Origin of the sequence: Arthrobacter sp. Hiyo1 (assembly GCF_001263615.2) — a bacterium.
Taxonomy (GTDB): domain Bacteria; phylum Actinomycetota; class Actinomycetes; order Actinomycetales; family Micrococcaceae; genus Arthrobacter.
The window spans coordinates 49,273-56,248 of record NZ_DF952469.1; the positions used below are offsets into that span (position 1 = coordinate 49,273).

General features: G+C 64.7%; 5 protein-coding genes and 1 pseudogene. 2 read left to right on the forward strand and 4 right to left on the reverse strand.

Features of this window, described 5'->3' with window-relative positions; all coding sequences use genetic code 11:
- Positions 1-691 (reverse strand): aminotransferase class I/II-fold pyridoxal phosphate-dependent enzyme (locus tag AHiyo1_RS04885; protein WP_113990569.1); only part of this gene is annotated, 691 nt, incomplete at its 3' end.
- 90 nt (positions 692-781) lie between these two features.
- Positions 782-1,141, reverse strand: a complete 360-nt coding sequence (locus AHiyo1_RS04890; protein WP_059387800.1) for a LysM peptidoglycan-binding domain-containing protein — start codon at positions 1,139-1,141, stop codon at positions 782-784.
- 367 nt (positions 1,142-1,508) lie between these two features.
- Between AHiyo1_RS04890 and lexA the strand changes: the two genes are divergently transcribed.
- A complete protein-coding gene (gene lexA, locus AHiyo1_RS04895) occupies positions 1,509-2,258 on the forward strand; it encodes a transcriptional repressor LexA (protein WP_059387803.1) in 750 nt (249 codons plus the stop codon).
- Between the two features lie 43 nt (positions 2,259-2,301).
- Here lexA and AHiyo1_RS04900 read toward each other — a convergent pair whose 3' ends face one another.
- On the reverse strand, positions 2,302-4,365 hold the full coding sequence (locus AHiyo1_RS04900) for an ATP-dependent DNA helicase (RefSeq protein WP_059387801.1): 2,064 nt from the start codon (positions 4,363-4,365) through the stop codon (positions 2,302-2,304).
- Positions 4,358-5,919 (reverse strand): annotated as a pseudogene (hflX, locus tag AHiyo1_RS04905) (GTPase HflX). The gene AHiyo1_RS04900 and the pseudogene hflX overlap by 8 nt, the downstream one beginning before the upstream one ends.
- 402 nt (positions 5,920-6,321) lie before the next feature.
- On the opposite strand from hflX, the gene AHiyo1_RS04910 reads away from it, so the two are divergent.
- On the forward strand, positions 6,322-6,936 hold the full coding sequence (locus AHiyo1_RS04910; protein WP_059387802.1) for a class I SAM-dependent methyltransferase: 615 nt from the start codon (positions 6,322-6,324) through the stop codon (positions 6,934-6,936).
- Positions 6,937-6,976 lie beyond the last annotated feature (40 nt).

The window sequence follows — 6,976 nt, forward strand, 5'->3', positions numbered from 1 at the left end:
CCTTGCTCATGGTCCGGGACACAATAAGGCGCTCCCGGCCGGGGAGGAGCGTCAACGCGCTTGGCGTGTTGTCGTGGGCGAACTCGTGGTAGGCCTCGTCCACGATCACCACGGTCCGGCTCGCCTCGCCGGCGTCGTACACGGCTTCGACAACGTCCAGGCCAAGTCCCGTGCCGGTGGGGTTGTTCGGGGAGCAAAGGAACACGACATTCGGCTTGAGTTCACGGACCTGCGCGGCCGCCGAGGCCGCATCGAGGCCATAGTCTTCAGCGCGAACACCAGCGATGTATGCAGTGTCTGTTCCGCTCGCGAGCAAAGGGTACATGGAGTACGTCGGCGGGAAACCGAGCGCGGACCTGCCCGGGCCGCCGAAGACCTGGAGGATCTGCTGGAGTACTTCATTGGAGCCGTTGGCTGCCCAGATGTTCTCGGCCGAAAGGTCGTGGCCAAGGTATTCCGCAAGGGCCTCGCGCAATTCGGTGAACTCGCGGTCCGGGTAGCGGTTCAGTCCGGTGGCGGCTGCCGCGACCGCTTCGGTGATGGCCGCCTGGACGTCCGCTGGGACGCCATGCGTGTTTTCGTTGACGTTGAGCAAAATCGGAACATCAAGCTGCGGCGCGCCATAGGGGCTCAGGCCGCGAAGGTTGGTCCGGAGGGGAAGTCGGTCAAGTCGCTCAAGCTGGTCACTCACCATGACAGTTTAAGGTGCCGCGGCGGATGCCCTGAAACTGTGACGGCACGGAGACCGTCCAGGGGCCGGGCAACCCGGTCCAAGTTGCCGCTAAGTCGAAGGAATGAACAGCTGCTGGCCGGGCACGATGTGGCCGTCCTGGAGGTTGTTCAGCTGGATGATCTCCGCAACGACGTCGCGTGGATCGCGGGATGGTGCGGCGCTTCCCGCAATCCCCCACAAGGACTGGCCCACTTGTACCGTGACGCTCGTGCTGGAGGTGGGCTGCAGTTCAGCGGCGGAATCAGCAGCCTTGGCCGGCGAATTCAGGAATCCCGCCAGGCTAAGGAGCGCTGCAACCAGGAGCATGGCCGGGACGCCGAAGAAGACCATGCGGCCCCTGCGGGTCAGGCGGAGCCGGCCCGCCGGCGCACCGTGGCCGGGTGTGTGGGTGATGGTGATTGCGGACATGAGCTGAGCCCTTCTGAACAATGCCGCGTTCCGGAATCTCTGGTTGCGGCTGCCAATTCTTGCCTTCATTCAGTGCTTGCAGGACGGTTGTTCGTTGTTGTCTTCGAACGATTCGGGCGAACACCCGGACCCCGCACCACTTTTATAGAACACATATTCGAACCTTGCTATGACATTTTTAGCACTTATCAACGAACGATGTCGAGACTCGCTAGAACAAATGTTTGATAAACGCCTGCGCCTGCCCTACGTTTGAGTGAAGGAACGAGCACTGAATCAGTGCAACAGGAGGGTCTGACATTTCAGGCCGACAGTCCCGGCAAGCCCCTCAGGGCCGCGCGGACGGAACGGAAGGGTGTTGGCGAACATGGCAGCGAAAGCCACTGGCAGCGGGTCGGCCTCAGCGCGGAGCCAGCAGCCGCAGAAGGCCCCCAAGAGCCTGACCGTCCGCCAGAAGAAAATCCTGGAGACCATCCAACGTTCAGTGAACGATCACGGGTATCCGCCGTCGATGCGCGAAATCGGAGACACGGTCGGCTTGGCCAGCTTGTCCAGCGTCACCCACCAGTTGTCGCAGCTCGAGAAGCTCGGTTATCTTCGCCGAGATCCCAAGCGTCCACGCGCCATGGAAGTCCTCATGCCGTTGACCCTGGACGGTGGCTCCGTCATCCCCGGCGTTGAAGCGCCGGCGAAACTCCGCAGCGCCGGCGGCCTGGCCGTCACGGAACTCGCGAGTGCCAGTGACACGGCCATGGTTCCCCTCGTCGGGCGCATTGCTGCCGGTGGGCCCATCCTGGCCGACCAGACCGTTGAGGACGTCCTGCCTCTGCCCCGGCAATTGGTAGGCCATGGCGAGCTCTTCATGCTCAAGGTCGCCGGTGATTCCATGATCGACGCCGCTATCTGCGATGGAGACTGGGTGGTAGTGCGGCGTCAAAACGACGCACTCAACGGCGACATCGTGGCCGCACTCCTGGACGACGAAGCCACCGTCAAGACCTTCCGGCAGCGCGACGGCCACACGTGGCTGCTCCCGCAGAACACGCAGTACGAACCCATCCTGGGCGACCATGCCACCATCATGGGCAAAGTCGTCTCGGTCCTGCGCTCACTCTAGGACGCACTCGCTCTAAGGCACCCTCACCCGAGGGGCCCCTGCCTTAGGCCGTGGCCGACTCGGCGTAAAGACGTTCGAGGGCACCGCGCACCACTGAACGGTCCGTGGTGGGCCAGAAGGGCGGCAACGCTGCCCTGAGGAAGTTGCCGTAGCGCTCCGTCGAAAGCCGTGAATCCAGTACTGCCACGACCCCCTTGTCCCCCGTTGAACGGATGAGGCGGCCGGCCCCTTGTGCCAGCCGAATGGCCGCGTGCGTTGCAGACACTGCCATGAAACCGTTGCCCCCGGCCTGGGCGACCGCGCGGGACCGTGCCGTCATCAGGGGATCGTCCGGGCGAGGGAACGGGATCCGGTCAATCACGACCAGCCGGCATGAACCGCCGGGAACGTCGACGCCCTGCCAGAGGGACATGGTGCCGAACAGGCAGGTGTCCTCCTCCTCGGCAAACTGCCTGACCAGCGCGGCCATGGTCGATTCTCCCTGGCACAGGATGTCCACATCCAGGCGCGACCGCATCGCTTCCGCGGCGTCCTCAGCCGCACGACGGGAAGAGAACAGGCACAAAGCTCCGCCGTGCGAGGCCTTGATGAGCTCTTCAAGTTCGTCCAACGCTTCGGGCGAGGTGCCGCGACCAGGCTTGGGAAGGTGCTTGGCGACGTACAGCATGCCCTGCTTCGGGTAGTCGAAGGGCGAGCCGACATCCACGCCCGTCCAGCTGGGGGCGCCCTGGCCAGTCAAGCCCAGCCCTCCGGCTGTGGCCTCGAATGCAGACCCGATAGCCAAAGTGGCAGAGGTCAACACCACGGTATGGCCCGCGAAGAGCCCTTCGCGGAGGCGTCCGGCGACGCTGAGCGGCGCGATGTTGATGAGCGCCGGCGAGTCCTCGTCGGGGGCCGTGTAGCCCTGCTGGGGATCGAAGCTGCTGTTCCGGGAGAGCCACACGACTTCCCTGTTTTCCCGGGCGGAGAGCAGCCGTTCGCACAACTCGAGGATCAGCATGAGCCGTGAGCGCGCGAGCTGACGTCCGCCGTCGACCGCGTTGGACGAATCCCCCTTCGAATCGGAAAGCGCCGCACGGCACGCTTCCCGGAGCTGGTCCACGCCATCAAGTTGTTCGTCATTGAGCCCGTTGGGCAAGAGGCCGGACGGCGCTCCCATGATCGCGAGTTCCAAACGATCAGCGGCGGCGTTCAGCGCGTCCACGGTGATGGCCGTGTGTTTGCGGGCGCTGGAGGCCGCGGCATGGATCATCGCCACGGACAGCTGCCCGGACACGGCACCGGTCACACGGTCCTGGAGCTCGTGTGCTTCGTCCACCACCACGACGTCGTATTCGGGCAGGACGGCCAGCCCTTCAAAGGCGCTGACGGCGAGCATCGCGTGGTTGGTGACCACGACGTCGGACTCCGCGGCGCGGTGGCGGGCGAGCTCGCTGAAGCACTCCTCGGCCATCGGACACTTTTGCGCTCCGAGGCACTCCATGGACGTGACGGATACCTGGCGCCAGGCCCGGTCCGTCACGCCCGGCATGAGTTCGTCGCGGTCCCCCGTCGTGGTCTTCGCCGCCCATTCACGCAGCCGCACGACTTCCTTGCCAAGCTGCGAGGCAGGCCCGCCGATGGCTGCGGCCAGATGCGGAACGCTGGTGTCCTCGCCAAGGGAGAACAGCTGCCCCTCAGCCGGTTCCTCGCTGGGGAACCCGCCCTCCAGCTTGTGCCGGCAGACATAGTTGGCCCGGCCTTTGACCAGGGCGATGCTGACCGGGCGGTCCAGCTCCGGATTGATGGTTTCCAGGAGCCGGGGCAGATCCCGGCCCACGATCTGCGTCTGCAGGGCCAAGGTGGCCGTGGACACGAGCGTGGGCTTGTTGCTCTCCATCGAGTGCGCAATCAACGGAATCAGGTACGCAAGGGACTTGCCAGTGCCAGTGCCCGCCTGGACCAGGAGGTGTTCGCCGGTCTCGATCGCCCGCGCCACCTGCCTGGCCATCTGGTGCTGGCCCGTGCGGTTTTGGCCTCCCATGCCGGCAACGGCTTTGTCCAGGAGTTCGAGGGCGGTCCGTTCCCCCACGGTTTCGCCGCGCTCCCCCGCCTCTGGATCAACCATTGCTGACGAACGACTCCAACTCGGCTGCCAGGTTCTCGTGGACCATGGCCACCACGCGGGTGCCTTCCTCCTCATGCTCAAGGCTGAGGATTTCGGCGTCGGTGTTGTGCAGCTTGTTGATGAGCTCGCCGCGGTTGTACGGAATCAGGACTTCAAGGCGCACGCCAGGGCGCGGAATAGCCTCGCTGATAGCCCCGAGGAGCTCGGCAATGCCCTGCCCGGTGCGGGTGGACACGACGACGTGGCGTGGCTCTTTTTGCTTGAGCCGCTCAATGACGAACGGATCAGCGGCGTCCGCCTTGTTCAGGACGATGATCTCCGGGATCTTCCGGGCATCCACTTCGCTGAACACCGTGCGGACGGCCGCGATCTGGCCTTCCGGATCGGGATGCGAAACGTCCACCACGTGGAGGATCAGATCGGCGTCGGCCACTTCTTCCAGCGTGGAGCGGAAAGCCTCCACGAGCTGGGTGGGCAGCGAACGCACGAAGCCGACGGTGTCCGAGAGCGTGTAGCCGATTCCGTCAGGGGTCTGGGCCTTGCGCACCGTCGGATCCAGGGTGGCGAACAACGCGTTCTCCACGAGGACACCGGCATCCGTCAGGCGGTTGAGCAGTGACGACTTTCCGGCGTTCGTGTAACCGGCGATGGCAACCGAAGGAACGGCATTACGACGGCGGTTGGCCCGCTTGGTCTCGCGCGATGGCTTCATGGCGGCGATTTCGCGCCGCAGCTTGGCCATGCGTGTGCGGATTCGGCGGCGGTCCAGTTCGATCTTGGTTTCACCAGGACCACGGGAACCCATGCCGGCACCCGCGCCACCCACCTGGCCACCGGCCTGGCGGGACATGGAATCGCCCCAACCACGCAAGCGCGGCAACAGGTATTCCAACTGTGCGAGCTCAACCTGGGCCTTGCCCTCGCGGCTCTTGGCATGCTGCGCGAAGATGTCGAGGATCAACGTGGTGCGGTCCACCACCTTGACCTTGACGATGTCTTCAAGGCCGCGCCGCTGGGATGGCGCCAGTTCGGCGTCGACCACCACGGTATCGGCTCCTGTGGACATCACGATGTCCTTGAGCTCCATGGCTTTGCCTGAGCCAAGGAAGGTGCCGGGGTCCGGTTTCATGCGGCGCTGGACGATGCCGTCCAAGACTTCCGAGCCGGCGGTTTCGGCCAAGGCGGCGAGCTCCCTCAGGGAATTCTCGCGTCGGCCAGGGTGCCTTCGGTCCAGAGGCCTGCCAGCACGACGCGCTCAAGGCGCAGCTGCCGGTATTCGACCTCGGTAACATCTTCAAGTTCCGTGGACAGCCCGGCGGTACGGCGCAGGGCCCGGCGTTCGGCCAGGTCCTCTTGATCGCCGTCGTAGATGCTGTGTTCTTCGTCCAGGCGGGAAATTGCCTGGGCTTTGCCAAACACGCCCCGGGGTTCGTCGCGGTCCTGAACTATGGCAGGTGCGTCCTTGGAGAGAATCCGGTCGATGACAGCCTGGATTTCTTCAGGACTCATGTCCTGGGCGTCGGAATCGGGTCCGGTGTTCTTCTGCGTGGTCATGGTCTCCTTTTAGGGGGTTCGGCACTTCCAGAATAGTGCCGATTCGTCTCTTGTGGCGCGGAATTCGCGCAGGGCTGATGCCTGGCAAGCCTCTGCCGATGGCCTGGGGTCTCCAACCGGACGGGCTGCGCGGATTGCGAACACAGATCCCAGGGGCGGGAGGGGACGATCTGCTGAGTGTCCAAGCGTCAAGAACGGCCTCTGGAACGGACATGCCAAGGCGGAATGGCGCTGCACATAATGCAGGCCTGCGTCGCGGGCGGTGCCGGCTACACGGAGTCGGTTACTCGGAGATCAAGAACATGCGAACCACGCTATCAGACCTCGTCAAGCCCGGGCCGGGGCAGTTTGGAGCAGTGCGCGGTTTCCCTTGCCCGCTGCTGGCCACTAATCTGGCAAGCTATGGAGTCTGCTCACTATTTCAGCGCACAGCCCGCGGGGCCGTTCACCCGCAAGCCCCTCACGGTGGAACTGGCCGGCGCGACCCGCCGGCTCCAGACATCGGGCGGTATCTTCAGCCCCGACGGGATCGACAAGGGAACCGCGATCCTTCTCTCCGAGGTTCCACCGCCGGCGCCGCAGGGAAACCTGTTGGACATCGGCTGCGGCTGGGGTCCCATTGCGTTGACCATGGGGCTCATGGCGCCGCACGCTCAGGTCCACGCCGTCGACGTCAACGAACGCTGCGTCACCTTGACCAACGAGAACGCCGCACTCCTGGAGCTCGGGAATGTCACCGCGAGCCTGCCCGACGAGGTCGATCCCGCCGTGACGTTCGACACTATCTGGTCAAACCCGCCCATCCGTATCGGCAAGGATGAACTCCACAGCCTGCTGCTCACCTGGCTGCCGCGGCTCGCTCCGGGTGGAAACGCCTGGCTCGTGGTGCAGAAGAACCTTGGCGCGGACTCGCTTCAGCGCTGGCTGGCCGATACCCTCGATGGTTCCTTCGCGGTGTCCCGGGAAAGCACGTCGAAATCCTTCCGCGTCCTGCGGGTCAGGAAAGCGTCCCGCTAGCGACAATCACGGCGGGGCCGCTGAGCTCCACGTGTTCGCG